The sequence below is a fragment of the Weissella paramesenteroides ATCC 33313 genome, assembly GCF_000160575.1.
GTDB classification, from domain to species: domain Bacteria; phylum Bacillota; class Bacilli; order Lactobacillales; family Lactobacillaceae; genus Weissella; species Weissella paramesenteroides.
The window spans coordinates 72,560-94,064 of record NZ_GG697130.1 but is presented as its reverse complement, the minus strand read 5'-3'; the positions used below and the strand labels follow the sequence as shown (position 1 = coordinate 94,064).

The window sequence follows — 21,505 nt, the reverse complement described above, 5'->3', positions numbered from 1 at the left end:
TCTCTAAATACTCATCTTATAAAGTACATGAGTGAGCTTATCAGCTGATAACTATATTAGCCAATATAATAAATAAATTCAATATCTTGACAAATTAAAAAGAACGTCCTTATACAGACAAATGCCGATATATAGGGACGTTCTAATTTTAAAATAAAAATTAATCTTTCTTTGCTGCCAATGCATCACGAATTTCTTGAAGAACGACTAACTCTGTTTCAGGTGCAATTTCTTCTTCTTCGGCTTGCTTCTTGGTCATCGATTGTGCCTTGCGAATTGCTTTCAGAATTAAGAATACAGCAAAACTTGTCAACAAGAATGTTATTAAGGTACCGATGAATGATCCAACTTTAATATCAGCTGAACCCACATGCCAAACAATACTTGAAAATGAAATTGAACCTGTAATAATTCCAATTAAAGGCATGATTAAGTCATCAACCACTGACTTAACAACTGTTTGGAAAGCTGCCCCCATAATGAAAGCGACTGCCAGATCCATAACGTTTCCACGCATGATGAAGTCTTTGAATTCATTTATAAAATTACGCATAAGATGTCTCCTTTTATTAACCTAGTAATAAATATGACATAGTGATTTATTTAAGTCAAAATATAAGTAAAATATGCTAAAAAATTTTAAACTATTCTTTGATATATTAAACATAATTACGGGCAAATTAATTTTTTCTGGTAGAATAAAGAAAATAAATGACGTAGAGGGAGTAACTAATGAGTTATAAGATGTTAGTGTCAGACTTAGATGAAACATTTCTAAACGATGATGGTACGATTCATAAAGAAAATGTACGTGCAATCAAAAGTGCAGTTGCAAAAGGATTTAAATTTGTTCCTAATACTGGACGATCATTTAAATCAGTACAAAATATGTTAAAAGAGTTAGACCTATTTGATAAAGAAGATCAATATGTTATTTCGTATAACGGTGCGGCAATCGTTGAAAATAAAGATAATCAAATTATGGCGACCCAGGACATGCCAATAACATTGGCCAAAAAGATATTTGCGGCGGGCTATCTTAGTAATCAGGTTGATGTTCATATTTACACAGTGGATAAATTATTTATTTACGATATTAATGAGACAGATAAACGTTATATGGCAACACGAGGTGTAGAATATGAAGAAATCGCGCATGATGATTTATCATTTTTAAATCGTGAACAACCTATTATGAAAGTGATTTTTGAAAATGAAGATTCTGATATTCAAAAACAAATTCATGATGCAGTTATTACTGCAGTAGGTATTGAAAGTGTTGAAGCAACCTATTCGTCTGGCCGTTATGTTGAATTCAATTTAAAGGGTGTAGATAAAGGAACCGCCTCATTGCTACTAGGAGAAAAGTTAGGCATCAAGTCAACTGAGATAATTGCTGCTGGTGACAATAATAATGACCTAAAGATGATTACTGCAGTAGGTCTAGGGGTTAGTGTGGCTAATGGTATTCCAGCTGTTAAATCAGCAGCGGATTTTGTTACACAACGCACTAATAATGAAGGGGCTATTGCAGAAATATTGGATCAGTTTGTATTGGCAGGTGAATGATAGTATGCGTTTTGCAATTCAAATTGGTGCAAGTTTTATTGTCGTTACCATATTTGTTGGTTTTATTTGGTTTGCCAAAATAGCAAATTGGCCAACCTGGGTTATCGGGGTTTCTTTATTTGTATTGTTTGTTCTATTCACTGTTTTGATGACATTCTTATCATTAGCGCTGCAACCAAAAAAGCAGGAGGATGAGCATGAAGAAGACTGATCAAATTGGAACATTGATATCGGGTGTCATTTGGGTCACTGTGGGGATTATTTTGGATTTTGCAATCCAACTTGGGAGCACGTACAGTAAGTATGGCATTGTAAAATGGTTACATGTCGATAAAAATAATCCAATTGGCATTACAATAATGTTACTTGTTGCTGCTATTTTAACCGCATTGACTGTCTGGATATTAGGCTATGCAGTAAAGCGAAAATCGCCTAAAACAGCTTTACATCCATTTCGAGGTGATAAATTAGTTTGGGTCGGATATGGCTACGTTATGATTATTGGAGCTGGCATTTTAACAGTTGCCTTGCAGCTTATTTTTTCTCATCAACAGATTACAGCTAGTAATCAAGTTGCTTTAGAAGAAATGGCTCGAAAAGGTGGTGCCGCACTGATTTTTGTTGTTGTTTTGGCAGTTTTTGTTGCCCCATTGGTTGAAGAATTAATTTTTCGAGGAATTATTTTAAATTATTTCTTTAAAGAAGGACCGTGGTGGTTAAATGTGATTATTTCTGGCGTTTTGTTTGGTTATTTTCATGTCTTTCAAGATTTTCAAATTTTTGCCTTTATCCAATATTCATTAATGGGAATTGTTTTAGCAATTGTTTATAAAAAAACAAAGCAAATTCAATATGCGATGGCAACACATATGTTGAATAACAGTATCGCAGCGCTTAGTTTGATTGGCATGGCATTTGGATCATAGCATTGTAATTCTTTTCACTATGTTTTTTAATGAATTTAGATTATGATAGACGTAAAGATACCGTGACGTATAATGTGAACGGGGGAAAATATTATGACTGAGTATTTACATGTAACATTTGGATCTAGAACAGTTTTACAAGAGGTTCGAAATAAAAATCTAGAACGAGAATTACTATTGATGAATGATGAGTCTGATCCGGAAAAGTATGAGTTACTAGAGAAAACAACGGATAAAAATTCTGTATTTACGGTACCAGTAAGTTATGAAATTATTTCAAGTCACGGGGATACTGATGAGTTAAGAGGTTGGATGAGTTTTACCTTTATCACGCTAAATGATTTGGAACGTGATAATTTTATTCGCCGATATAAGTCAACAAGTATAGATACTGAAGCGCCTGGCTTTATTAGTTCTTATATTTTACAAAGTACAACAAATTCACACGAATTAGTCATCTTATCTACATGGCGACTAAAAAAGAATTGGACTGACTGGCAGTCGTCGACGAATTTTCCATTACGTCGCTATGAGCACAGCCAATATAATTTGCACAGAAAGCAACTTAGTTTTACAGCTTTAGCAAAGCAAAGTCTATAAAATAACTACCCAATTACATCAATTTCTGATATAGTTATCAGTGTTATGTAATGGGTATGCCGTCGTGGCGGAACTGGCAGACGCGCACCGTTCAGGTCGGTGTGGGATTTATCCCGTGCAGGTTCGATTCCTGTCGACGGCACTCAGGTCAAAATTCAATAACCCGTTCAGAACCCTGTTATATCGGCTTAAACCGTTGATATGACAGGGTTTCTTTGTGTTTAAAAATAATCTACTTTTACCATGAGATACCATGATTTACCACCATTTTTGCTACAATTTGCTACAAATTTGCTACAAGTTTTCCAACAGATTAACTGACTTTTCATCTTCTTCTCGCTTCAAATTATCCAGCATGTGAGTGTAAACCCGTAAGGTCATACCAACTGATTTGTGTCCCAATCTGGCAGATACATATTGAATATCCACACCGTGAGATAATAACCAACTTGCATGTGTGTGGCGCAGTCCGTGAAAAGTGATTATCTTAGGTGATTTAATCGCTTGTAAATCGACTTTTAAGCGCTTATTAACTGCTGCACTTGTAATTGGTCTCGGCATGCCAAAAACGAAGTCTGTGGCTTTCTCTGGACGTTTCCATGCATGAAATTGTTCAATCAATGTTGCAGGCACCGAAATTTTTCTAACTGATGACTTAGTCTTTGGTTCTTTTATAGCACGCTCAACTTGTTCCCAGGCTTTGTTAATGGAAATAACACCTTGATTCATATCTTGCCAAGTTAAGGCTGCAGCTTCTTCATATCGGACACCGGTATTCAAGGCAAGTAGTATCATCATATCTGAATCAGTTCTAACATTTAAATCGATAGATTGAATATAATCAACTAATGCCTTCATCTGTGGTTCTTCAAGATATTTAAGGTCGCTAGATTTACCTTGCTTACCTTTGGCATAGATACCATCAATCGGATCCTTAAAGATGATGTCGTCATATATGGCTGATTTAATAGCTTGGTGCATGATATTACGTACTTTATTAACAGTCTCATCTGAATATTTTTTAGCTAGTGTATTCAAAAATCGCTGAAAAGTAGGGCGGTTTAGTGAACCAAGCGTAACGTTTTGCATATGTTCTTCGATATACAATTCAGTTGTGTGATACCACATCTGTGTGGCACGAGACATATCTAGTTTATAGGTGGTGTACCAGTCATGAAAATATTCTGACAACGGTTGACTTTCATCGAAAGAAACAAAACCCTTAGCTTTGTAATTTTCCATTTCAACTGCCCATGCTTTTGCAGCAGATTTAGTTCTGAAACCAGATTTAGATTTCTTACGGTACTTTGGTCCATCTTTAACAGAAACGCTGGCGGTGTAACTTTTGCCACGTTTATAGATACTTGCCATATTAGCTTAAACCTAACCTTTCATGTAAAAAATATAGATAGTTTATCGACATACCTAGGTCGTGTTATACTAGATACGTTAAATAAAAGCGCAGGAAACTTCGCTTTGTTAATATGGGAATGCACGTACACTACTGTTTGGCGATAGGGGTGTGCGTGCTTTTTGATTAGTATGTCGGTCTTTCTTAATTGACGGGCGTAGTTTTTGGGTTCAAAATAAAGAAAACAATTCAGTATGGTGATGGAAAAGGAAAACACAATGGAAAAATTTATCGTAGAAAAAAAACAAGTACGTGTTAAAGCATACAAGACAGATAAAACGATGTATATCAAAACCTTAGAAGGAACTATGAAAGCAGATCCAGGCGATTGGATCGTTACTGGCGTAGATGGTGAACAGTACCCGGTAAAGCCAGACATCTTTGATAAGACATACAAAATTTTGGAAAAAGACGCATAACACGCGTCTTTTTATTTTGGATATACCTTTGTGTACTTAGAAATTGCTGCCGATCGTTTGTCGTATGCCATATCAATATACTTATTAGGGTCCAAAATAAAGTTGTCCCATTTAACAGCAATCACGTATCGTTCATCGGCAGTCCAATAGTCACGATTTTTATCATGCAATGGAGAATCTAGGTAATAATTTACACTGATTTCTTTGATTACAGTATTGTCATTAATCACTGTAATATTAACAGTAGATCCGTCATAATCACTCGTAGTGGTTTTTGGGTATGGATAAACGGAATCGTACATGCTTGGTAAAATTACGGCTAAAATTCCATTTTTTGAATTGCCATCACCGTTGTACAATGAAGCTTGCATTTCACGCTTGATATAACCTTGATATTCAAGCCATGGATGTAACGACTCTGCACTTTTATTTCCAATTAGCGTAAGAGTAACCGTGGACTTTGAAAGATGATGTTTACGAATATAACGCATTATATAGGTTTCATCTTCTGAAGGAATCGCATTGTTTAAAGAATTATCAATCATATCAACATCCAGGTTATTTTGAATGAACTCTTTATATTCAGTATCTTCAGTTTTATATGAAATAAAAACTTTGTGGGCCATATTAATCTTCTTTCTTATTTCCTTCAGTTGGAGCTTTATCATTTTTTGTTAGATTAGCCCAATTGATATTTTCGTTTGAAATCAGGGTTTCCGATCGTTCCACTAAATCGGCAAACGGAAACTCAGAATCCCGATAAACACCGGTCCTCGTTTGAAACATCACCAATTCTTTTTGAAGCATCTCTGTATTCTTTCGGTATTCAATCCAAAGATCGTGGTACTTAAATACTGAAAGAACACTTTCTGAAATTACAACAATGACACCCAATAAACCAGTGACCCATTTATTTATGCCCATCGCAACCATAAAAGGGACGAAAGCTCCCGAGGTGAAAGTGGTTGACTTCCAAAAAAGGTAATGATTTTTCATTATTGATGATTTGTTATCGTACCAGTCTATCTGATCAGCTAACCGAAGATGAAGATACTTATCAATGTCTAGTGACTCATAGGACTTAAAGGACTTCTTATTTTCAGAATTAACCATCTACTACTCCCAAAGCTTTTAACGTGATTCCTTTCTGCACGTATGTATGCCACCTCAACGGGTGGCTTTTTTATTTTCTACCTTCAATAGCGTCAACAAGACCCTTAACGTAGTCTTGTGCACGACCCATGACGAACCCTTTTTCCTCATCTGTTAGTTCACTTAAATCAATGCCCCAGTGAGCAGCAATAAGTTCAGGGGTAGAAGGGTCAGCTTTTTTATTAGCGTGCATATCGTCTGTGTTACCTAATAGGTAGTCGACTGATACGCCTAGGACGTCAGCAACGGCTTGCAAAGCATTAGACTGGGGTGTTTGTGTTTTCCACTTATAAATTGCATTTTCAGACAATCCAGCTTCAATAGCTGTCTTTTTTAAATTCAATCCACGTTCTTTTGAAATTTCTTTTATACGTTCAAATGTATTCATATCAAGGGTTTCTCCATAATATGATGAAATAAAAATATCTAAATGGATAATTAGGTGTTTACAAAAGTATCCAATTGGATTATAGTTAATTCATCGAGTTAAGTAGCAAGCAAAAAGAACTTAAATATCAAATGCTTTTGGACGAGCTAATGCTGATATATAGGTTTTTTACAATGCTTATTTTTCTATGCCTTTATTGTATCCGTATGGATAATTAAAGTCAAGATAACTTGATATTAACTTTATAAAAAGGAGGAAATGCACATGAGTGTTAAAGAAGCACGGCGAACTTTGAAACGAGCATATGGTGACTTTCAAATTCATTTAGATGAGAACGAAATCTCACGAAAAGAACTTGCAGATGTTATTGGTACGTCAGAGCAATATGTATCACGACTTCTTAACGGGCGTGAGGATAGCAAGTCAGCTAAAGAAAAGTTACGAACATTATTTCAATACACTGGTTACCACGGTGATAACTGGTTGGCATAAACATAAGGAGATATAAACATGACCCAAACAGAACAATTAGTTGAGCCTCAAAACGGGGTAGCAACTACAACATCATTACAAGTAGCAAACTCATTCGAAAAGAAACATAAGCATGTCCTTGAAACAATCAAAAATCTCATGGCCGAAAATTCGGCCGTGAAAAATATGTTTAAAGAAACAACATATTTAAGCGACAGAGGCCGTGAATACCAAATGTATCAAATGGATAAAGACGGTTTCACATTGTTAGTAATGGGATATACAGGACAAAAGGCAACTGAATTCAAACTTCGTTACATTCAAGCATTCAACGAAATGGAACAAACACTCAAAAATCAATCAGCATTACGTTTGCCAGAGAATAACGCAGAAATGGTTCAAGTTATCCAAAACGTTAATAAGGAAACAAATAGGCGCATTGATGAAGTAGAAACCACAGTCGATGAATTGAAAGACCGTTTCGGGTTACCTGCATCACAAGCTAAGTCATTAGAGCAAGCACGTAAGCGACATGTCGTTACCTTGCTAGGTGGCTTTGAGTCAAATGCTTATCAACATCTTAGTGGCAAGACGTTCCGACAAATCGGTGGCGACTTTAAAGATTACTTCGAAGTACCACGTTATGATGCATTGCCATTATCAAAATTTGATGAAGGTATGAGTTACATCAAGGCGTGGCAATTACCAACTAACCTAGCATTACAAGTACGTGATTTGAACTTACAAACTGAATTGGAGGTGTCGGAGTTTGTATGAGATAGAAAAGCTTAACAGAATGTATTTTTACAAAATATTAGAAAGCTTCATCAATAAATTCAGCATTTGGTGCATCATAAATTATCTCGAATGTGTCTTCAAAATATGCGATTTTAAAATTTGATTTAATAGTACTTTTTCCATTAGGAAATATTTCAAAAATTATAATTGCACCCTTACTGGTTGTTTCTCTAATTTTCCAAAATCCAGATGAAATTTCACACCCCTTCTTAGTTAAAATTCCATCATCAGAGGTCAATCTTAAGTTATGGTCTTTCATAATTTTCTCCTTCTTAATCAACTTTAGAAAGGTACGAATACAAATTATATAAGTACATTATAAAGAGCTAACATTCAAAAAGATAATGATAAGTTATTTAACTGAAAAATATATAACAACTTGATAATAAATAAACAGAAAGGAGCAAATGTTATGTATCTACATGTAGCAGTAAAAAAAGCCAAGGAATCCGGCAAGGGATTCACTCGGCAAAGTTATATAACTAAACGTGAGTCAGCTAAAGAGTCTGATAATACAGTTTGGTTTTATCCAACCAATTCAATTGTCGGCATCTGGTTTAGATGGACTAAAAAAACCTGTCCGAAATACTAGCAAAGCAGTGCGAACAGGTTAGTGAGACTATCGAAAAAATAAACTCCCTAGAAGTTACTTTTCGATAGAGGATTAATTAAAAGTTAAATAGGTGTTGTCAATATTTTGAACAGTATGACCACTATTTTTAACTTCAGAAACTATTTCATTAGCAGTTAAAGATGGATAGTCAGCTAGTCGAATGCTGGCTTGACCACCTACATGTTTAACAGTATTGCGCAGTGCTGTATCTAATTGGTGGCGAAGATCATGAAGCTCTAATTCCTTGTTTGGTGTGATTCCCATAAATAATTGCTCCTTTCAAGATAACAAAACATTAATGTTGTTATGAACAGTATAACAAAATAACGAAAGTAGGCAAAATATGCCAGATAACATAGCAATAAAGAAAGGAGACAAACCATGGCAAAGCCAGTTCCAAAATTTGAAATCAAAGACAAGATACTTGTCACAGCAGATGAAGCAGCTGGTTTGTTGTCAGTATCACGTAGTTATTTCGATGAAAAAGTTCGATACGACAAAGAATTTACAGCAATGAATATTGAACGAATGCCTAACAGGTATAGCTTAAAACGATTAAAGGAATGGGGAGGATAACATGTTAGCAGAAATAGCAATGTTCATTCAGTTACTAGGCATGGCAACATTAGCAGCGATTTTGCCAACGATTGGTGTAATGTGCGTGATCTATTTGATTTATACGCACAGATCGCAACTACTCGATATTTTACAAGGCATTTTGCGCATCATCTGCTGGCTAATTATTTGCCTAGTTGATGGTAAGGCAAAAGCTGATGGTATTAAAGTAAAGAAAATTTAAGGAGATATAAAATGCATCATTACATGACTAAATATACAGATAACAAAGATAACGAATACTACACCAGTTGGCTACAAATTAATTTTTGGGGCCGGTCATATATATTCAGCAAAAAGGAATATAAAAATGGTAAACGCGTAGATAAATAGGAAAACACACCTCCAAAAAATGAAAGTGTGTTTAAAGACTATTCGCGTCGCCAACCATTTCCAGGTTTACTAGTAGGTGGCAAACGATCGCCACGGTCTATGTTAGCATCATGACCACCACTGACTTCGCCGCCTCTAGGGCCAACTTCAACATAATGACCTGGTCGTTGGTTATCAGTTCCAGGTTTAATTGGTTTTGGCATATATTATACCGCCTTTTTAAAATTTTGAAGATTGTAATCACTTGAATTGACAAAAAAGAAAGCGATTACAACTTCAAACTAATTATAACCGAATACGATATATAAGACAACGGAGCGTTATATGAAATTAGCAAAAATTATTGATGATAGGGTGAAAGAGTTGAATTTATCTTATTACAGACTATCTAAAATATCTGGCGTACCTCTCAATACGTTATATTCCATTAAAAATGGTGTGCGAAAAGTGTTGACTTTAAGAAACACAATAAAGATATTTGATGCGCTTGAATTAGATTTAAACGAACTGAAAAAGATTGATTGGAAGTAGGCGGTCAACAGAAAGGAAACAACATGGCAGATTATGACATCGGATCAACAGGTGTAGGCAACTTACATCATGGTTTTTCAAAATCAAAAGATTTAGTGAAGCTACCAGTCGGTAATGAATCACAACTTAAAAATGGATACGTTACATTAAGCTGGAAAAAAGAAAATGCCATAGCAAAATCACGCAGGAACGATAAAAAAATACATCAAAAGTGGGAAGCTAATTACAAAATTTTTAAGTCATATCGTGATAAGCAACCCGATGCACGAGGTAACGAACTCAAAGAGTTGTATAAAAAAGTATCTGAAAAAACAGGTGTTTCACCACTTACGCTCAAGGGATTGATGTACGAATACAAGTGGAGAGCAGAACAGGGGGTGTGAGAAATGAGATTAAAAGAATTGCGCAAAGGTAAGGGAATGCAACAACAAGAAGCAGCTAAAGAACTGAACATACCCGGTTCTACATACGCTGGATATGAACGTGGCGAACGTGAACCACGTATAGATATGTTAATTAAATTAGCTGATTACTTTGATGTATCAGTTGATTACTTAATCGGACACGAAAAAACACCTAATCATGTGGAGTGACTAGGTGTTCGGGTAAACAAAATGTAATTGCTATTACCCTTCTAATTTAACACAAGGAGTACAACATGCCAAATGATTTAATAGACCCACCAGAAGACGAATTGCCCTGGGGATACACCATATACGGCGAAGAGATCGAGTTAGGCGAACTTGATGTGAGAGAAATTGAATCAGGACGGTATTTGAAACCTGAGGAATTTGAACGCTACATCAAAGATAACAGCATTCGAGTTGATACGGAGGAACGACAATGAACAAATCAATAGAATGGCAACCAACACCAGAATTAAATGAAGATTTAGTAAAAATGCAGTTGAGCTTAGTTCAACCCGCTAAAACAAAGCAAGGTCACTTTGGACCATACGCAGGGCTTGATGACATTGACCGTGCAGTAAGGTCAGCGATTAAAGCTGCGGAGGTGCCACTTACCTATAATCAGTCGACTAGTACTGAGTTAACAGCAAATGGGAAAATTACACATCAGGTTATTACAAATATTATTCACTCATCAGGAGAAACGCTCCATATTGATGGTGTTACGTATGAGCAAGGATCTACGCCAGCACAAACGCTAGCAAACCTGACTTATGCTAAACGTGGAAGCTTGTCAGCCGCATTCGGAGTAGTGGCTGATGATGATGACGACGGACAGGCAATCACAGCTTTGAAGCAGGAACAAATTAATCAAGAAAATATGCGCAAGGCAATTATTGCCAAGCTTAAGGAAAAATTGAAAGAAGTACCAAAGGAAAAATTACCACAAATTTTTGCCACATCAAATATGACAGAAAAACATAATAATAATTCTGATTTGGATAAATTAACAGCAGCACAGGCTTCTGTATTAGCTGGTGCCGCAATATTCGCAATCAATGACGCAGGTATTAAGTAATGGAACTTTGGGGACGAATTACAGCGATTAAAGGTAATCAAATAGCGGTCACGCTTGAAAGCCGTGAAGAGCTGGCAAGCTTGTCCCTGTTTACTACCGAAGACCAACCACAGGTTGTGGTTAATGTACAAGATGAACGACATTTGAGCAATGTTCAACGCAAAAAGGCTTATGCGATTATTGGTGAAATTGCTAGGTGGTCAGGGTATGTACCAGAAGAGTGTAAGGAATGGTTGAAATACTATTTCACCGCTGAAACTGGGACACCATATTTCAGTTTTGCTAATGCTGAGATGACAACTGCAAGGGAATTTATCACATTCTTACTTGATTATGCGATAAGAAACCACATACCAATGTCACATAGCGGACTTACTTATCAAGATGATTTGGATATGTATATGTATCAATCGTTGAAATATCGGTCATGTGTTATTTGTGGCAAGCACGCTGATGTTCATCATCTCGACACAGTTGGCATGGGTAATGACCGTAATTTAGTTGACCATCGGCAAAAGCATCTCATTGCTTTATGTCGTGAACATCATCAAGAGGCCCACAAACTAGGTTGGCCAACATTCAAAGAGAAGTATCACGTTAAGGGGATTTTATTAGATCCACAAACATTAAATCAGCTAGGCATAATGACCTACAAACGAATGGAGGAAATCGATGATAAACAACGTCGTAGTAACTGGCAGACTAACTAAAGATATGGAGTTGAAATATACCACGTCAGGTACAGCCGTAGCTAGTGCAACAGTGGCAGTTGAACGCTCATATACTGACGCTAATGGAGAACGAGGTAGCGACTTTATTAATTTTGTTATTTGGCGTAAGAGCGCTGAAAACATGGCAAATATGACGGCTAAGGGTTCGTTGGTTGGTATTGAGGGACGACTACAAACACGTAGCTATGATAACCAGCAAGGGCAAAAAGTATTCGTTACCGAAGTTGTCGTTAATAATTTCTCGCTATTAGAAAGCAAGGAAGTGACTGATCAACGTAAGCAAGGCGGGGCTAGTCAACCACAACAAAATAACTTCAATCAGCAACAGGCACCACAAGGTAATTTTAATCAGGGTAATAACTTCAATCAAGGTAACCAAAGCAATTACCAAAACAAGCCACAAAATCAGTCACAACCAAGACAACAACAGACTGGATTTACCCCTGGTCAAATGTATGGTAACGATCAGAATTTTGAAGATCAATTACCATTCTAGGAGGCAGTATGGCACAACGCAGAATGTTTAGTAAGAAAGTAACTGATACAGATATATTTTTGGATATGCCATTATCAGCGCAAGCGTTGTATTTTCACTTGAATATGCATGCAGATGATGATGGGTTTATTGGAAATATCAACACAATTAAGCGCATGGTTGGGGCTTCTAACGATGATGAAAAGTTGTTAATTGCCAAACAGTTAATTATCCCTTTTGAAAAATCAGGGATTGTCGTTGTTCGTGATTGGCGTATCCATAATTACATTAGAAAAGATAGATATGCCGAAACAATATATAAAAACGAACGTGAACAACTTGGACTTGATGAGACTGGCAAATATCAAATTAACGGACCAATAATTGATGGTTTACCAATGGTTGACCAAAGGGAGACCCAGGTTAGGTTAGGTAAGGATAGGTAAGAGTTAAGTTAGGTAAGGGCGCTTGCTTGCTTGCATCCGCTATCATCTCAGTGGAGAACCAATTTTAACCACTCAAGCAAGCAAAAATGGTGAATAAAATGATTAATCAGAAACAAATTATGACGGAATGGCAAAAAGCGGGCATTAAAATTAATGGCTTTACGTATAACGACATTCAAGATATTTATAATCAATTAGCACATAATGCGGACGATGAAAAAGAAGCTAACGGCATATTTATTTTAGCCATTCGTAAAGCAGCGATGAACGGAGCTAAAACGCAATGGGCAGTTAGTAATATTGCTAATCAATGGATTCAATTGGGTTTAACAACTGTTGAAGCAATAGGTAAGTATGAACAAGAATCCCAACAGACACAACCTAAAAGTTATTATGGCCGTCCATTGAAACAGGAAAGCAAAATATTACAACCTAAAAGCGATGAAGTTTTACAGCAAAATGAACAATTAGCAATAAGTTTAGGGTACAAAAACGCTGAAGATATGGCGAAAGGGACTCATGACATATTGATTAATTTAAGAAAAACTCGTGCAGAGCGATTGGATAGTAAACCCAAAACAGGATTGACAGCCAATGGCAATCAGGTATTAAAGAGGTTTTAATGACAGAGATAGTGATTCCACTAACTGCATTTATTTTGCCAATGAAAAAGCAAGGCAAGATGCGGTTAGTCAAAATGACATTAAACAATTGGATCATGATCCATGGTATGCGTGCTGGGCGAATGATTGCCAACAAGCGCAAGCATCAAATTCAAGCGAAAATCATGCCACTAGTTGACCAAGCAATGGTCGATGGACTAGCTCCGATTGGAGCAAAGACTAAATTTAAGTTTGACTGGTACTTGCCAGACAGACGCACGGATTTAGACAACTGGACGTTTACGCATAAGTTTATTTTTGACGCCTTTCAGGCAAGTTCAGTTCGTGGACAGGTATTTATGCCAAACGACAATTTAAACTTCGTGGTGGCGACGTATGACGATTTTAGAGGCATTGATAAAGATAACCCCCGAGTCGAAATAAATTGGGAGAACTAACAACAAACAGCCGAGGGTGGAAAGACTGTGAGCCCGTATGAAAATGAAAGAATTTGATAAATATTTAGTACCTGAACAATTGGAACAGAAAAAGTATCGTTTTGGAAATGGATATGGTGCATTGGTTACTTACTACCGACCAACAAACACATACGATCTACATCCAATCAAATGGATTGGAGAACAAAATATTTTTATCGATGAACCATGTATAAATACCACTTCAAAAAAAGAAGATATCGTTGCAGCATTGAATGAAATTAAAAACAAGAGGGGCTACTAATGACTAAATATGTAGTTGATTTACCAGATAATGTATCTTTTATCGTTGGAAAAGGATATGTGTTGTTTAATGAGAAGGAATTCTTAAGGATACCAGTAAAACAACTTGAAAAATATTCAAAAAAAGAATATGTAGAGGTGGAGAAAGATGAAGAAATCGTATATGACGTACGAAAGGAAGAGCAGATGAGCGAGAAATATGTGGTGTCACAGGAGTTTATGAATGAGTTAAAGGAGTGGAAAGATACTTTAGATTCAAATGATTACGAATATAAGCCTTTAGTCGGTTGGGTCAACCTCAAAAACCTACCAGAAACTGTATCTATGTGGTGGGGAGATGATGAAGTGCCAGATGAGGAAAACAATAACCGCCTAATCGCAATCCTTCGTTGGGTAAACGGCGAAGATGTATTCGAAGTTGAGAAACCTAAGAAGTGGGTTGTGCGAAGTAAAGAGATAGGCAATAATAACAGGCATTCCTATGTTCGATTGGTTATTAGTTCATCTGAATTAACTAATGCATCTGTAGAATTTGACTATAATTGGGCTACCTATTTTGATACCCGTGAAGAAGCTGAGAGTTGGGCTAATGCTCATCAGGAAGTGGTTCAAGCAGAGGTGGACTAATGATTAGATTTTATAGTGCAGCTTTCGTGGAACATGGTCAGTTACATTCAATTCATCAAGATGTACACATGACAGCTGAAGAAGCAACAAATTTGTTAGACAAACGTACGATAATTTATGGCGATAATTACGGATTTGTACCAGTAGCGTTTGATTTAGCTGCAAACGGTCAGGAGGAAGGCTAATGGTGGATAAAGCTTAGTAACTCTTAAAAATATTTCTTGAAAAATTAGTAACAATTAAGGTATTGTGGTAGGTGCGGTTTAAAAATTAGTTATAGTTAAATTAATTGAAAAAGAGGATGGATCAATGAGTTATTTAAAGTGGTTAGGGAAAGAGTTAAGAAGTATTAATACAGCTGGTGGAATCATGCTGGCATTCATCATTGGAGTACAGTTGGCGTTCTATCTATCGGCACCTATTACAGGACTATCAACAATTACACTGGTCGCAACACTGGTAGGTTCAGCATGTACAGTTTACATGATGATTGGTAAGCCAATTAATGGACTGCTAGGACTAATCAGTGCAATTGGATTCATCTATATCAATTGGACGGCAGGACATTATGCTAGTGTGCTAGATCAGTTGGTATTTATTGCATTAATTGATTTGCCACTTATATTCACTTGGAAAACATGGGGACATAAGATTGAGAACGGTGTGAAGTTCTTAAGCAAGACAGGTTGGATATTGACATTAGGCTTTATCTTAATCGCTTGGTATCCCATGATGATGGCATATACAGCGCTAGGAGACAGCAATCCACTATGGGACAGTATTGTGTTGATTATTGGAGCAACTGCTAGTTTGTATGTTTTCAAAGGATACGGGGATAGTTACACGCTTTGGTTATTGTCTGACTTTGTCAATATTGCCTTATGGGTGTCAGCACTATTTGCAGGCTATTCAGCAAGTTCTTTGCCTATGCTACTAACTATGAGTTTCTACCTAGCAACGGCTGTATACGGACGTTTTTGGAGTATTTGGCGAGGCAATAAGTGATGAATAGTTGATATGCAAATTATCAATGTATGTTAGAATTTTCGTATAAATGAGAAAGAGGATTTTTATGATTAATGTTAAAAGTTTAGTAGCCAAGCAACTAGAGTCACTTCTAGAAGAAGAAAATAATGTCGTTACCAACCTTGCCAATGCATCTGCCTTGATTTTTCAAAGTTATGAAAATGTTAATTGGGCAGGATTTTATATCTATAATTCTGAAACTAACGAGTTAGATTTAGGACCATTTCAAGGTAATGTTGCATGCATGCATATTAAACCAGGATCAGGAGTAGTAGGAACAGCTTTTGAGAAAAAAACAAGTATCATTGTTCCGGATGTTCATGAGTTCGCTGGTCATATTGCGTGTGATGCAAATAGCAAGTCAGAGTTAGTAGTTCCCCTTTTTAAAAATGACGAAATTTATGGTGTTATTGATATTGATTCACCGTCATTAGATCGTTTTAGCAGTGTTGAACAAGAAGAAATTGAAGAATTAGCTGTAGTATTATCAGAACACGTCTAACGACTCTGGTTTTGATACCATTAGTTTAAAAGTAAATATTAAAATGATTAGTCGTTGCAGAAATGTAGCGACTTTTATTTTGCAAGATATCTGATTTTTGAAGGCGTAGTAAAATCCCAAAAGTTTTTAATTTTGCAAACTTTTGGGATTTGATTCGAATTATTTAGATGTTTTTATTTTATCATTGAAAGATATTTGATGATTTACAAATGCTAGATACATACTACATGCGATAAAACTGATAATTGAAAGGAATAACAATAATTTATTATTATTTTCAACAGACACTACTTTTACGATGTTACTGCCTTTTTTTGCCTTTACTTTAAGCAAACTTGAGGATAAGCTCTGTGATTTATGATTATTTACCCATACATCATATTTTTTCCCCACATACATAACTACCGGTAATGAGATTATTTGTTTTTTATTTATATCAAATTTAAATGTGATACTGTCATTGGTTTGTACTTTTCGTCTGGGTGATGTGATATTCGTTTTTAATACACTGATATTCTTTTTAGATTTTGTGGTTGGTAAATAATCGTTAAAAGTATATCCATTTTCTAAAGTTGAATAGTAATTGCTTGAGGTTAATGATCTGCGATAAGTCCAATAATCATAGTGATTTTGATAAACAGCAGATAAGGAAAATACCATAATGATTATATTCAGTAAAATTAATTTTTTTCTATTTATTTGACTGTGATTTAAAAATAAAACATACCCAACACTGATTAATAGGCTAATCACCACAAGAAACCTACCATAGAATTGAATAATACCTAATGGTGTGTTTACCAGTTTCTGTATAGGCCACCAATTGAATATTAATAGATAACTAACACCGGCACCAATAATCCATTTTTTCCAATCTGAATTATTATTGTTTTTATATGCAATAATTAGCAAGAAAATTAGTAAAATTGTTACTGGCAAACCTAGATTCCAGCCTATTGAATTCTCAGATTTAATATCATTGTTAAGTAATGTTGTTAACATGGTGTTCATATCAACCATTTTTATTGCTTTAAATGGTTCAACAATTTTATTTGATAAGTAAATAGAAAGTAGATTATATATTGAATACAAGCCAATTAGTAGTCCAACGATACCTGCTTTACATATTTCGATTAGGTCATGTAGTTTAATTTTTTTTGTTACACATCTATACGATATATTAAATAAAATCATGATAATACCAAATATAAAAGAAATTATATGAGTATTAATCAATAGCCCCATGCTTAATCCAAGAGTTAAAAAACCACTTTTTCTATAATCATTTACTTGTAATAATCCTAGTACTACCAAAGGCAAAAAAGCATACGCTATTGCTTCACCAATTGCAGATCGGGAATACATATCTATAAAGTGGTAGTTGTTAAATTGATAAATTATTATTCCGGTATATATGAATAATCTGTTTGATGAAACATAACTAATAAGTGATTTTATAGTTAATATTGTAATTATATTTAATATTAAAAAACCAGCTGCTAATCCCCACATAGGATTTTGAAAAAATAAATTAGGAATTATGAATATTAATCCCGTTAACCACGGATATAATGAATTAATAGCGACACCGGCAGCTGAATTTTGTGAGATATATTTAAAATTAAGAGTATTAGGTAATTCATTGTTTTTTAATGAATCTGCGATAGATTGAAATCGAGCAAGATGATAAATACCATCTGGAGAAATGTTATAGAAATGGCTTAAAAATGGAATGATTGTCGAAATAATAGCTAAGCCAAAAACTAATATAACATCAATATAATTTATTTTGTTTTTCAAAAACCTATAGAAATCCACCTTGTATGACCTCCAATTATTCTTAAATCATATCAAATATCTTGATAGACGTTTTAATGCTACACATATATATAGGGTATGTAAACTATAAAATTAGTTAAAATCATTAGAAAACATTCCATTTAAGAATACAAAAGTTATATGTTATAATTATGGAATAGTAAAACATAAGAGAGGTGCGCCATGGCGGATGTGTTGGATAAAGTGTTAAGCGATTATTTTACAGGGCGATTAGAGGCAAATATCAAATCGCGCAAGATGGAAATACAATACAACGTTAATCGTACGCCTGATGAAAATATCGGTGGTGGGCGCAAACAAAACGACTACAATAATCCGATTGAGTTGCGCATGATTAAAGAGCAGCAGGATGAGCAACTGCAAAACTGGATACTGCAGAAGAATATCATTGATGTATTTTATCCGACAGCAGTTGATTACCAGCAAAGGGTACTTAAGGCTAGATATGGCATGCATGAAAGTTGGATTGATATTGCGCTTGCTGAACATGTTGAAATTAGGACGGTTATTAGATGGCGTGATGACTTTAAGGACGGTATTTTAGGTCACTTGTTAAGTACCTTAAAACCCATGTCATTTTTAGGTCACGTTATTGACAAAAAAGTGGCTGAAAAAGGCGCATAATATGTATTGTGGAACAGATGAAAAATAGTTGTATGATTTCCCTTATTTCTTGATTTTGTGGTTGCTCTCCTGTTCCACGTTGATAGAATTGAAGCGAAGTTGGTTAGCAGACGGTTTGCTAAATCGTTGCTGGTAAAACAGTTGCAGGTTCGAACCCTGTCAATTCTGTGATCTCAAGTGTTAATTGCTAGAAATTGACAAGCAACCATTTTATTTTGAGAGATACTTGAGTATCCTTAAGTAGATACATATTTTTTATTATGTTAAGATGACCTTATGAATTATATTTTATTCATAGTAAATCATATTTTCTATTGGAGGTATTATTATGATTTGGTCATTGATTGTAGGAGCTATCATTGGGGCAATTGCTGGAGCAATTACGAATCGTGGAGCTGCTATGGGATGGATTGCAAATATTGTTGCGGGGTTAGTTGGTGCATGGATTGGTCAAGGCCTTCTTGGAACTTGGGGACCCTCACTAGCAGGCATGGCACTTATCCCTTCAATTATTGGTGCTGTTATTCTGGTGCTTATTATTTCAGCAATTTTTGGCATTAGAGCAAAGAAATAAACTGTTTTGTCTGAATATTTTAGACATATACAATTATTTGATGGATTATCTTTTTGTTGAAATTTTTTCGAGAAAGTATTTATAGGGGGAATTTAGATATGGCTTTAGAAGATAAATTTGATAGTACCAAGGACAAAGTGGCTGGTAAAGCTAAAGAAGTTGAAGGTAAGGCTACCGGAAATGAATCACGGAAGGCAGAAGGTAAGGCCCAAGGGATTTTAGGTAAGGCAAAGGAAAAGCTTTCAGATGCTAAGGAATCAGTAGAAGACGTAGCTGAAGATATTAAGGAAAAGCTTAAAAAGTAATTACTAATTAAGGTAACAGTCAGAAGATTGTTGCCTTTTTATTTTGCACTGAAAAGGAGTGTTGATATGAGAATATAAAAAACACCATCTTCAATGATGGTGTGAGTGACCAATTATTTACCGTTAATGCCATCTGTAAAACCTTTAATAAAATCAGGAATATTTGTCATTAAGAATAAGATAATCGATGATGTAACGAAAATATAGGTGCAAATCCTAACCGCTTGCATAAACTTGAAAATATTTGTATTATCATGTTCATTATGATATAGTTAATCTTATTAAGCTTATTTGCTTAGAGAGGCTACTAACGATTAATTATATGATTGTTATAAGATAGTCCATCTATTAATGTTGATTAGGTTGAGCAAATAGGCACGTATTTGTAGCATATTAGGTAATGCAGTAAATTGTTGATCTCCATTCTGTGAGATGAAAGATTCAGGTTTAGTAATAAATGAGTTCGATACTCATCAGATACATAATTATAAAAGGTTATCCAATCGGGTAGCCTTTTTATTTTGGCGTCCCTATATTGTATAATCAATTGATAAATATATAAGGGGAGTAGACAAAATGTCTGATAAAAAATGGATTGATTATGGCGCACTAATTCTTTCGGGAATTTCAATTGTGATTGCTGGACTTAGTGCAAGTTATCAATGGCAACAAAGCACACGGTACAGTGATAATACGCATCAGGTTCTTATTAATTCTGCAAAATTAGGCATGTACGATTTGTATCTTATGAATTATAAGGTGGCTAATGTCACTGACGGTACGCTAGATTATGGGCAACTTGAAATTCAGTTGGAAAGTTTGCACCAAAATTTAGCAACAATCAAATCTATAGATCCTACAACGCTTCCTAAAGATGATGCAATTAATTATCAGGTGTATCGTGAGGATTTAAATACAGTCATAACTATGATAAATTCATACGTTGATGCCATGAGAGAGGATACAAGTAAAAAAATTAATAATTCAGAAAAATTAAATTCCCAAGAAGCTACACGTAATAATTTTAGATATGGATATAGTATTACGAATAAGATTTTAGAAAGAGACAAAACTGAATTAGTTCAACATAAAGATTTATATGAAAATGGTGACAAGTTGGCCATTAAAGAAATGGAGGATAAAAAATGATAGTTTCAATGATTGCTCTACTCATAGGTATTATTTCACTATCAATAAGTGCGTATTCTATTGGTTATAAACACGGAAAGTTAGATAAGTAATATCAGGTAGCAATCAAACGATTGTTGCCTTTTTATTTTGCACTGAAAAGGGGCGTTGATATGAGAATATAAAAAACACCATCTTCAATGATGGTGTGAGTGACCAATTATTTACCGTTAATGCCATCTGTAAAACCTTTAATAAAATCAGGAATATTTGTCATTAAGAATAGGATAACCGATGATGTAACGAAAATAATTGTCCATACTTTTTGAGACTTTGTAAACGTTTTAAATAATGGCTTTAAAACAACAAAAGTACCAATAGCAGAAATGAACATAACAAATTCTAAAATATCAATAATAATTTCCAACATAACCTGCCTCCATTTAACTATGAAGAGTATAGCACAAATAAATTATACAAAGGAGTACGGTATGTAGATGAGTAGCCAATGGTATCGCCGATTAGAAGATAAGATTATCGGCACGATTGATAATAAGAAAAAGAAAACTAATGAT

At 35.1% G+C, this 21,505-nt stretch carries 37 protein-coding genes, 2 tRNA genes and 1 pseudogene; 30 read left to right on the top strand and 10 right to left on the bottom strand.

The annotated features are described in order from the left end of the window. Positions 1 to 160 precede the first annotated feature (160 nt). Positions 161 to 553: a large conductance mechanosensitive channel protein MscL gene (mscL, locus tag HMPREF0877_RS06425; protein ID WP_002828488.1), complete on the bottom strand. Its 393-nt coding sequence runs from the start codon at positions 551 to 553 to the stop codon at positions 161 to 163. A gap of 179 nt (positions 554 to 732) precedes the next feature. Here mscL and HMPREF0877_RS06420 point away from each other — a divergent pair, with 179 nt between their 5' ends. The 5 genes from HMPREF0877_RS06420 to HMPREF0877_RS06400 all read left to right on the top strand — a co-directional run bounded on the left by HMPREF0877_RS06420 (position 733) and on the right by HMPREF0877_RS06400 (position 3,237). Next, positions 733 to 1,569, top strand: a complete 837-nt coding sequence (locus tag HMPREF0877_RS06420; protein WP_002828487.1) for a Cof-type HAD-IIB family hydrolase — start codon at positions 733 to 735, stop codon at positions 1,567 to 1,569. 4 nt (positions 1,570 to 1,573) lie between these two features. Then, positions 1,574 to 1,780, top strand: a complete 207-nt coding sequence (locus HMPREF0877_RS06415; protein WP_040760843.1) for a hypothetical protein — start codon at positions 1,574 to 1,576, stop codon at positions 1,778 to 1,780. Then, the gene (locus HMPREF0877_RS06410) at positions 1,767 to 2,495 is read left to right on the top strand and encodes a CPBP family intramembrane glutamic endopeptidase (protein WP_002828485.1); all 729 of its coding nucleotides are present in this window, start codon (positions 1,767 to 1,769) and stop codon (positions 2,493 to 2,495) included. The genes HMPREF0877_RS06415 and HMPREF0877_RS06410 overlap by 14 nt, the downstream gene beginning before the upstream one ends. A 93-nt stretch (positions 2,496 to 2,588) precedes the next feature. Beyond that, complete coding sequence (locus HMPREF0877_RS06405; RefSeq protein ID WP_002828484.1) at positions 2,589 to 3,095, top strand: antibiotic biosynthesis monooxygenase family protein; 507 nt, start codon at positions 2,589 to 2,591, stop codon at positions 3,093 to 3,095. 58 nt (positions 3,096 to 3,153) lie between these two features. Beyond that, a tRNA-Leu gene (locus HMPREF0877_RS06400) sits at positions 3,154 to 3,237 on the top strand. A 152-nt stretch (positions 3,238 to 3,389) separates the two neighbouring features. On the opposite strand, the gene HMPREF0877_RS06395 is transcribed toward HMPREF0877_RS06400, so the two are convergent. Further along, a complete protein-coding gene (locus HMPREF0877_RS06395; protein WP_002828483.1) occupies positions 3,390 to 4,466 on the bottom strand; it encodes a site-specific integrase in 1,077 nt (358 codons plus the stop codon). A 258-nt stretch (positions 4,467 to 4,724) separates the two neighbouring features. On the opposite strand from HMPREF0877_RS06395, the gene HMPREF0877_RS06390 reads away from it, so the two are divergent. Next, positions 4,725 to 4,925, top strand: coding sequence for a hypothetical protein (locus HMPREF0877_RS06390; RefSeq protein ID WP_040760907.1), 201 nt, complete (start codon positions 4,725 to 4,727; stop codon positions 4,923 to 4,925). Between the two features lie 11 nt (positions 4,926 to 4,936). Here HMPREF0877_RS06390 and HMPREF0877_RS06385 read toward each other — a convergent pair whose 3' ends face one another. From HMPREF0877_RS06385 to HMPREF0877_RS06375, 3 genes are all read right to left on the bottom strand, one after another. Next, positions 4,937 to 5,551 carry a TIR domain-containing protein gene (locus tag HMPREF0877_RS06385; RefSeq protein ID WP_040760837.1) on the bottom strand — a complete coding sequence of 205 codons (615 nt, stop codon included), beginning with the start codon at positions 5,549 to 5,551 and terminating at the stop codon, positions 4,937 to 4,939. Between the two features lies 1 nt (position 5,552). Further along, the gene (locus HMPREF0877_RS06380; RefSeq protein WP_002828479.1) at positions 5,553 to 6,038 is read right to left on the bottom strand and encodes a DUF4231 domain-containing protein; all 486 of its coding nucleotides are present in this window, start codon (positions 6,036 to 6,038) and stop codon (positions 5,553 to 5,555) included. Positions 6,039 to 6,108: 70 nt separating this feature from the next. After that, on the bottom strand, positions 6,109 to 6,465 hold the full coding sequence (locus HMPREF0877_RS06375) for a helix-turn-helix domain-containing protein (protein WP_002828478.1): 357 nt from the start codon (positions 6,463 to 6,465) through the stop codon (positions 6,109 to 6,111). A 264-nt stretch (positions 6,466 to 6,729) separates the two neighbouring features. Here HMPREF0877_RS06375 and HMPREF0877_RS06370 point away from each other — a divergent pair, with 264 nt between their 5' ends. Then, positions 6,730 to 6,957, top strand: a complete 228-nt coding sequence (locus HMPREF0877_RS06370) for a helix-turn-helix domain-containing protein (protein ID WP_040760834.1) — start codon at positions 6,730 to 6,732, stop codon at positions 6,955 to 6,957. Positions 6,958 to 6,975: 18 nt separating this feature from the next. Then, complete coding sequence (locus tag HMPREF0877_RS06365) at positions 6,976 to 7,713, top strand: Rha family transcriptional regulator (RefSeq protein WP_002828476.1); 738 nt, start codon at positions 6,976 to 6,978, stop codon at positions 7,711 to 7,713. A 37-nt stretch (positions 7,714 to 7,750) separates the two neighbouring features. Here HMPREF0877_RS06365 and HMPREF0877_RS06360 read toward each other — a convergent pair whose 3' ends face one another. Both HMPREF0877_RS06360 and HMPREF0877_RS06350 read right to left on the bottom strand, forming a co-directional pair. After that, on the bottom strand, positions 7,751 to 7,993 hold the full coding sequence (locus tag HMPREF0877_RS06360) for a hypothetical protein (RefSeq protein WP_040760830.1): 243 nt from the start codon (positions 7,991 to 7,993) through the stop codon (positions 7,751 to 7,753). 405 nt (positions 7,994 to 8,398) lie between these two features. Continuing rightward, positions 8,399 to 8,611: a hypothetical protein gene (locus HMPREF0877_RS06350; protein WP_002828473.1), complete on the bottom strand. Its 213-nt coding sequence runs from the start codon at positions 8,609 to 8,611 to the stop codon at positions 8,399 to 8,401. Between the two features lie 117 nt (positions 8,612 to 8,728). On the opposite strand from HMPREF0877_RS06350, the gene HMPREF0877_RS06345 reads away from it, so the two are divergent. Together HMPREF0877_RS06345 and HMPREF0877_RS06340 are read left to right on the top strand one after the other, a co-directional pair. After that, positions 8,729 to 8,923 carry a hypothetical protein gene (locus HMPREF0877_RS06345; RefSeq protein WP_002828472.1) on the top strand — a complete coding sequence of 65 codons (195 nt, stop codon included), beginning with the start codon at positions 8,729 to 8,731 and terminating at the stop codon, positions 8,921 to 8,923. Position 8,924: 1 nt separating this feature from the next. Continuing rightward, positions 8,925 to 9,146, top strand: a complete 222-nt coding sequence (locus tag HMPREF0877_RS06340) for a hypothetical protein (RefSeq protein ID WP_002828470.1) — start codon at positions 8,925 to 8,927, stop codon at positions 9,144 to 9,146. A 187-nt stretch (positions 9,147 to 9,333) separates the two neighbouring features. On the opposite strand, the gene HMPREF0877_RS09995 is transcribed toward HMPREF0877_RS06340, so the two are convergent. Continuing rightward, positions 9,334 to 9,498, bottom strand: a complete 165-nt coding sequence (locus HMPREF0877_RS09995; RefSeq protein ID WP_002828469.1) for a YjzC family protein — start codon at positions 9,496 to 9,498, stop codon at positions 9,334 to 9,336. A gap of 121 nt (positions 9,499 to 9,619) precedes the next feature. On the opposite strand from HMPREF0877_RS09995, the gene HMPREF0877_RS06335 reads away from it, so the two are divergent. The 15 genes and pseudogenes from HMPREF0877_RS06335 (at position 9,620) to HMPREF0877_RS06265 (ending at position 16,460) form a co-directional block, all read left to right on the top strand. Next, the gene (locus HMPREF0877_RS06335; protein ID WP_002828467.1) at positions 9,620 to 9,826 is read left to right on the top strand and encodes a helix-turn-helix domain-containing protein; all 207 of its coding nucleotides are present in this window, start codon (positions 9,620 to 9,622) and stop codon (positions 9,824 to 9,826) included. A 23-nt stretch (positions 9,827 to 9,849) separates the two neighbouring features. After that, positions 9,850 to 10,209: a hypothetical protein gene (locus tag HMPREF0877_RS06330; protein WP_040760822.1), complete on the top strand. Its 360-nt coding sequence runs from the start codon at positions 9,850 to 9,852 to the stop codon at positions 10,207 to 10,209. Between the two features lie 3 nt (positions 10,210 to 10,212). Then, entirely contained in the window at positions 10,213 to 10,419 is a 207-nt protein-coding gene (locus tag HMPREF0877_RS06325; protein ID WP_002828465.1) for a helix-turn-helix domain-containing protein, read from the top strand. Between the two features lie 65 nt (positions 10,420 to 10,484). Next, on the top strand, positions 10,485 to 10,673 hold the full coding sequence (locus HMPREF0877_RS06320) for a hypothetical protein (RefSeq protein ID WP_002828464.1): 189 nt from the start codon (positions 10,485 to 10,487) through the stop codon (positions 10,671 to 10,673). After that, positions 10,670 to 11,311 (top strand): ERF family protein, encoded by a 642-nt coding sequence (locus HMPREF0877_RS06315; protein ID WP_002828463.1) that lies wholly within the window; start codon positions 10,670 to 10,672, stop codon positions 11,309 to 11,311. Before HMPREF0877_RS06320 ends, HMPREF0877_RS06315 begins: the two co-directional genes overlap by 4 nt. Continuing rightward, positions 11,311 to 12,021, top strand: a complete 711-nt coding sequence (locus HMPREF0877_RS06310) for a putative HNHc nuclease (protein ID WP_002828462.1) — start codon at positions 11,311 to 11,313, stop codon at positions 12,019 to 12,021. Before HMPREF0877_RS06315 ends, HMPREF0877_RS06310 begins: the two co-directional genes overlap by 1 nt. Beyond that, entirely contained in the window at positions 11,984 to 12,538 is a 555-nt protein-coding gene (gene ssb / locus HMPREF0877_RS06305; protein WP_002828461.1) for a single-stranded DNA-binding protein, read from the top strand. Before HMPREF0877_RS06310 ends, ssb begins: the two co-directional genes overlap by 38 nt. Before the next feature lie 8 nt (positions 12,539 to 12,546). Beyond that, positions 12,547 to 12,960, top strand: a pseudogene (locus HMPREF0877_RS06300) (conserved phage C-terminal domain-containing protein); the annotation flags it as partial. A gap of 101 nt (positions 12,961 to 13,061) precedes the next feature. Beyond that, positions 13,062 to 13,586 carry a DnaD domain protein gene (locus tag HMPREF0877_RS06295; RefSeq protein ID WP_167528796.1) on the top strand — a complete coding sequence of 175 codons (525 nt, stop codon included), beginning with the start codon at positions 13,062 to 13,064 and terminating at the stop codon, positions 13,584 to 13,586. Continuing rightward, the gene (locus HMPREF0877_RS06290; protein ID WP_002828458.1) at positions 13,586 to 14,023 is read left to right on the top strand and encodes a hypothetical protein; all 438 of its coding nucleotides are present in this window, start codon (positions 13,586 to 13,588) and stop codon (positions 14,021 to 14,023) included. The genes HMPREF0877_RS06295 and HMPREF0877_RS06290 overlap by 1 nt, the downstream gene beginning before the upstream one ends. Before the next feature lie 37 nt (positions 14,024 to 14,060). Beyond that, the gene (locus HMPREF0877_RS06285; RefSeq protein ID WP_002828457.1) at positions 14,061 to 14,306 is read left to right on the top strand and encodes a hypothetical protein; all 246 of its coding nucleotides are present in this window, start codon (positions 14,061 to 14,063) and stop codon (positions 14,304 to 14,306) included. After that, positions 14,306 to 14,932 carry a hypothetical protein gene (locus HMPREF0877_RS06280; protein ID WP_002828456.1) on the top strand — a complete coding sequence of 209 codons (627 nt, stop codon included), beginning with the start codon at positions 14,306 to 14,308 and terminating at the stop codon, positions 14,930 to 14,932. Before HMPREF0877_RS06285 ends, HMPREF0877_RS06280 begins: the two co-directional genes overlap by 1 nt. After that, positions 14,932 to 15,117: a hypothetical protein gene (locus HMPREF0877_RS06275; RefSeq protein WP_002828455.1), complete on the top strand. Its 186-nt coding sequence runs from the start codon at positions 14,932 to 14,934 to the stop codon at positions 15,115 to 15,117. The genes HMPREF0877_RS06280 and HMPREF0877_RS06275 overlap by 1 nt, the downstream gene beginning before the upstream one ends. A gap of 124 nt (positions 15,118 to 15,241) precedes the next feature. Continuing rightward, positions 15,242 to 15,937, top strand: a complete 696-nt coding sequence (gene pnuC, locus HMPREF0877_RS06270; RefSeq protein WP_002828454.1) for a nicotinamide riboside transporter PnuC — start codon at positions 15,242 to 15,244, stop codon at positions 15,935 to 15,937. A 67-nt stretch (positions 15,938 to 16,004) separates the two neighbouring features. Beyond that, the gene (locus HMPREF0877_RS06265) at positions 16,005 to 16,460 is read left to right on the top strand and encodes a GAF domain-containing protein (RefSeq protein WP_040760818.1); all 456 of its coding nucleotides are present in this window, start codon (positions 16,005 to 16,007) and stop codon (positions 16,458 to 16,460) included. 159 nt (positions 16,461 to 16,619) lie between these two features. On the opposite strand, the gene HMPREF0877_RS06260 is transcribed toward HMPREF0877_RS06265, so the two are convergent. Next, entirely contained in the window at positions 16,620 to 18,278 is a 1,659-nt protein-coding gene (locus HMPREF0877_RS06260) for a glycosyltransferase family protein (RefSeq protein ID WP_002828452.1), read from the bottom strand. Positions 18,279 to 18,461: 183 nt separating this feature from the next. Here HMPREF0877_RS06260 and HMPREF0877_RS09855 point away from each other — a divergent pair, with 183 nt between their 5' ends. The 5 genes from HMPREF0877_RS09855 (at position 18,462) to HMPREF0877_RS06240 (ending at position 20,951) form a co-directional block, all read left to right on the top strand. After that, complete coding sequence (locus HMPREF0877_RS09855) at positions 18,462 to 18,923, top strand: DUF722 domain-containing protein (RefSeq protein WP_002828451.1); 462 nt, start codon at positions 18,462 to 18,464, stop codon at positions 18,921 to 18,923. Positions 18,924 to 19,007: 84 nt separating this feature from the next. Continuing rightward, positions 19,008 to 19,091, top strand: a tRNA-Ser gene (locus HMPREF0877_RS10130). A gap of 160 nt (positions 19,092 to 19,251) precedes the next feature. Then, positions 19,252 to 19,497: a GlsB/YeaQ/YmgE family stress response membrane protein gene (locus HMPREF0877_RS06250; protein ID WP_002828450.1), complete on the top strand. Its 246-nt coding sequence runs from the start codon at positions 19,252 to 19,254 to the stop codon at positions 19,495 to 19,497. 98 nt (positions 19,498 to 19,595) lie between these two features. Continuing rightward, positions 19,596 to 19,802: a CsbD family protein gene (locus HMPREF0877_RS06245; protein WP_002828449.1), complete on the top strand. Its 207-nt coding sequence runs from the start codon at positions 19,596 to 19,598 to the stop codon at positions 19,800 to 19,802. Positions 19,803 to 20,378: 576 nt separating this feature from the next. Continuing rightward, positions 20,379 to 20,951: a hypothetical protein gene (locus tag HMPREF0877_RS06240; RefSeq protein ID WP_002828448.1), complete on the top strand. Its 573-nt coding sequence runs from the start codon at positions 20,379 to 20,381 to the stop codon at positions 20,949 to 20,951. A gap of 199 nt (positions 20,952 to 21,150) precedes the next feature. Here the strand turns inward: HMPREF0877_RS06240 and HMPREF0877_RS06235 are convergent, their stop codons facing one another. Then, positions 21,151 to 21,360, bottom strand: coding sequence for a hypothetical protein (locus HMPREF0877_RS06235; protein WP_002828447.1), 210 nt, complete (start codon positions 21,358 to 21,360; stop codon positions 21,151 to 21,153). Positions 21,361 to 21,505: the final 145 nt, after the last annotated feature.

Coding starts and splice junctions, on each gene's coding strand:
- mscL (WP_002828488.1), bottom strand. CDS start 553: ATGCGTAATTTTATAAATGAATTCAAAGACTTCATCATGCGTGGAAAC.
- HMPREF0877_RS06420 (WP_002828487.1), top strand. CDS start 733: ATGAGTTATAAGATGTTAGTGTCAGACTTAGATGAAACATTTCTAAAC.
- HMPREF0877_RS06415 (WP_040760843.1), top strand. CDS start 1,574: ATGCGTTTTGCAATTCAAATTGGTGCAAGTTTTATTGTCGTTACCATA.
- HMPREF0877_RS06410 (WP_002828485.1), top strand. CDS start 1,767: ATGAAGAAGACTGATCAAATTGGAACATTGATATCGGGTGTCATTTGG.
- HMPREF0877_RS06405 (WP_002828484.1), top strand. CDS start 2,589: ATGACTGAGTATTTACATGTAACATTTGGATCTAGAACAGTTTTACAA.
- HMPREF0877_RS06395 (WP_002828483.1), bottom strand. CDS start 4,466: ATGGCAAGTATCTATAAACGTGGCAAAAGTTACACCGCCAGCGTTTCT.
- HMPREF0877_RS06390 (WP_040760907.1), top strand. CDS start 4,725: ATGGAAAAATTTATCGTAGAAAAAAAACAAGTACGTGTTAAAGCATAC.
- HMPREF0877_RS06385 (WP_040760837.1), bottom strand. CDS start 5,551: ATGGCCCACAAAGTTTTTATTTCATATAAAACTGAAGATACTGAATAT.
- HMPREF0877_RS06380 (WP_002828479.1), bottom strand. CDS start 6,038: ATGGTTAATTCTGAAAATAAGAAGTCCTTTAAGTCCTATGAGTCACTA.
- HMPREF0877_RS06375 (WP_002828478.1), bottom strand. CDS start 6,465: ATGAATACATTTGAACGTATAAAAGAAATTTCAAAAGAACGTGGATTG.
- HMPREF0877_RS06370 (WP_040760834.1), top strand. CDS start 6,730: ATGAGTGTTAAAGAAGCACGGCGAACTTTGAAACGAGCATATGGTGAC.
- HMPREF0877_RS06365 (WP_002828476.1), top strand. CDS start 6,976: ATGACCCAAACAGAACAATTAGTTGAGCCTCAAAACGGGGTAGCAACT.
- HMPREF0877_RS06360 (WP_040760830.1), bottom strand. CDS start 7,993: ATGAAAGACCATAACTTAAGATTGACCTCTGATGATGGAATTTTAACT.
- HMPREF0877_RS06350 (WP_002828473.1), bottom strand. CDS start 8,611: ATGGGAATCACACCAAACAAGGAATTAGAGCTTCATGATCTTCGCCAC.
- HMPREF0877_RS06345 (WP_002828472.1), top strand. CDS start 8,729: ATGGCAAAGCCAGTTCCAAAATTTGAAATCAAAGACAAGATACTTGTC.
- HMPREF0877_RS06340 (WP_002828470.1), top strand. CDS start 8,925: ATGTTAGCAGAAATAGCAATGTTCATTCAGTTACTAGGCATGGCAACA.
- HMPREF0877_RS09995 (WP_002828469.1), bottom strand. CDS start 9,498: ATGCCAAAACCAATTAAACCTGGAACTGATAACCAACGACCAGGTCAT.
- HMPREF0877_RS06335 (WP_002828467.1), top strand. CDS start 9,620: ATGAAATTAGCAAAAATTATTGATGATAGGGTGAAAGAGTTGAATTTA.
- HMPREF0877_RS06330 (WP_040760822.1), top strand. CDS start 9,850: ATGGCAGATTATGACATCGGATCAACAGGTGTAGGCAACTTACATCAT.
- HMPREF0877_RS06325 (WP_002828465.1), top strand. CDS start 10,213: ATGAGATTAAAAGAATTGCGCAAAGGTAAGGGAATGCAACAACAAGAA.
- HMPREF0877_RS06320 (WP_002828464.1), top strand. CDS start 10,485: ATGCCAAATGATTTAATAGACCCACCAGAAGACGAATTGCCCTGGGGA.
- HMPREF0877_RS06315 (WP_002828463.1), top strand. CDS start 10,670: ATGAACAAATCAATAGAATGGCAACCAACACCAGAATTAAATGAAGAT.
- HMPREF0877_RS06310 (WP_002828462.1), top strand. CDS start 11,311: ATGGAACTTTGGGGACGAATTACAGCGATTAAAGGTAATCAAATAGCG.
- ssb (WP_002828461.1), top strand. CDS start 11,984: ATGATAAACAACGTCGTAGTAACTGGCAGACTAACTAAAGATATGGAG.
- HMPREF0877_RS06295 (WP_167528796.1), top strand. CDS start 13,062: ATGATTAATCAGAAACAAATTATGACGGAATGGCAAAAAGCGGGCATT.
- HMPREF0877_RS06290 (WP_002828458.1), top strand. CDS start 13,586: ATGACAGAGATAGTGATTCCACTAACTGCATTTATTTTGCCAATGAAA.
- HMPREF0877_RS06285 (WP_002828457.1), top strand. CDS start 14,061: ATGAAAATGAAAGAATTTGATAAATATTTAGTACCTGAACAATTGGAA.
- HMPREF0877_RS06280 (WP_002828456.1), top strand. CDS start 14,306: ATGACTAAATATGTAGTTGATTTACCAGATAATGTATCTTTTATCGTT.
- HMPREF0877_RS06275 (WP_002828455.1), top strand. CDS start 14,932: ATGATTAGATTTTATAGTGCAGCTTTCGTGGAACATGGTCAGTTACAT.
- pnuC (WP_002828454.1), top strand. CDS start 15,242: ATGAGTTATTTAAAGTGGTTAGGGAAAGAGTTAAGAAGTATTAATACA.
- HMPREF0877_RS06265 (WP_040760818.1), top strand. CDS start 16,005: ATGATTAATGTTAAAAGTTTAGTAGCCAAGCAACTAGAGTCACTTCTA.
- HMPREF0877_RS09855 (WP_002828451.1), top strand. CDS start 18,462: ATGGCGGATGTGTTGGATAAAGTGTTAAGCGATTATTTTACAGGGCGA.
- HMPREF0877_RS06250 (WP_002828450.1), top strand. CDS start 19,252: ATGATTTGGTCATTGATTGTAGGAGCTATCATTGGGGCAATTGCTGGA.
- HMPREF0877_RS06245 (WP_002828449.1), top strand. CDS start 19,596: ATGGCTTTAGAAGATAAATTTGATAGTACCAAGGACAAAGTGGCTGGT.
- HMPREF0877_RS06240 (WP_002828448.1), top strand. CDS start 20,379: ATGTCTGATAAAAAATGGATTGATTATGGCGCACTAATTCTTTCGGGA.
- HMPREF0877_RS06235 (WP_002828447.1), bottom strand. CDS start 21,360: ATGTTGGAAATTATTATTGATATTTTAGAATTTGTTATGTTCATTTCT.